The organism is Primorskyibacter flagellatus (genome assembly GCF_014638275.1).
Classification (GTDB): domain Bacteria; phylum Pseudomonadota; class Alphaproteobacteria; order Rhodobacterales; family Rhodobacteraceae; genus Pseudooceanicola; species Pseudooceanicola flagellatus_A.
On the sequence record NZ_BMFJ01000009.1, the window covers coordinates 1 to 1,273 of the forward strand.

Consider the following 1,273-nt stretch of genomic DNA (forward strand, 5'->3'; position numbering starts at 1 on the left):
TGAGCTACTCCCCATCTCTTGGACAGGATCTGGCGTAAATTAAGCTACTCGTTGCACCTGCTGATCGGGTTGGTTGATATCATTTCTTTGCCAATAGACCAGCGCGGGAGGTTGGCCGCCCAAGGCTGAATGCGGGCGCTGGTGGTTGTAGAAGGTCATCCATTTCCGGATCGCCGCCTTTGTCTCCGATCCGGTCTCCCAGGCATGCAGGTAAACGCACTCGTATTTTAGGGTGCGCCACAGCCTCTCGATGAAGATGTTGTCGAGGAACCGACCTTTCCCGTCCATCGAGATCCGCACGCCAGATCGGCGCAGTCGATCCGTCCAGGCGAAGGACGTGAATTGGCTGCCCTGGTCCGTGTTCATGATCTCGGGCGGGCCGAACTTGTGGATGGCCTCGGTCAGCGCTTCGACACAGAAGTCGGCCTCCAGCGTGTTCGAGATGCGCCAGGACAGAACCTTGCGGGTATGCCAGTCCATGATCGCCACCAGATAGAGGAACCCTCGGCGCATGGGCAGATAGGTGATGTCCGAACACCAGACCTGGTTCGGGCGTTCCACCCGCAGCCCCCTGAGCAGGTAGGGATAGGTCTTGTGGCCCTTCGTCGGCCTGCTCGTGTTGGGCTTCTGGTAAATCGGCATGAGCCCCATCAGGCGCATCAGCCGCCGGATGCGCTTCTCGTTCACCAGATGGCCGTCGTTGCGCAGGTGCCAGGTCATCTGCCGAACTCCGAAGAACGGCGTCTCCAGGAACTGCTCGTCGATCTGCCGCATCAGGCCGAGGTTCTGCTCGGTCTCGCCCTTCGGCTCGTAGTAATAGGATGAGCGTGCGATCGACAGCAGCTTGCACTGCTGGCCGATCGACAGATCCGGGTGGTCAGGCTCGATCATGCAGCGCCTCACTTCCCGCCCCAGGGCTTCAGCTTTCGTTCCAAAAAAGAGTTGGCCACCGCCAGCTCCCCGATCTTGGCGTGGAGCTCCTTCACCTGCTCCTCGCCAATCTCCGGCTTCTTGCGGCCCCCGCGTTCGAACACACCGGAGGCGCCTTCGAGCAGGGCCCGCTTCCATTGATGGATCATCGTCGGATGCACCCCGAACCGGCTTGCCAGTTCGGCCGCCGTCTCCTCGCCTTTCAGGGCTTCCAGCGCGACCTTCGCCTTGAACTCAGGCGCATGCTGCTTCCGTTTCGACATCTCTGATCTCCTTCTCGTCGAAGATCAGCAGACTGCAAATCATAGCTTATGTCAGTGTCCGAATTTCGGGGGGTAGCTCA

At 59.9% G+C, this 1,273-nt stretch carries 1 protein-coding gene; it reads right to left on the reverse strand.

Annotated elements, in window-relative coordinates:
• Positions 1-39: 39 nt before the first annotated feature.
• A protein-coding gene (locus IEV87_RS22710) for an IS3 family transposase (protein ID WP_229737809.1) occupies positions 40-1,193 on the reverse strand; the annotation gives its coding sequence in 2 pieces (ribosomal slippage) (positions 40-941 and positions 941-1,193; 1,155 coding nt in all).
• Between the last annotated feature and the right edge of the window lie 80 nt (positions 1,194-1,273).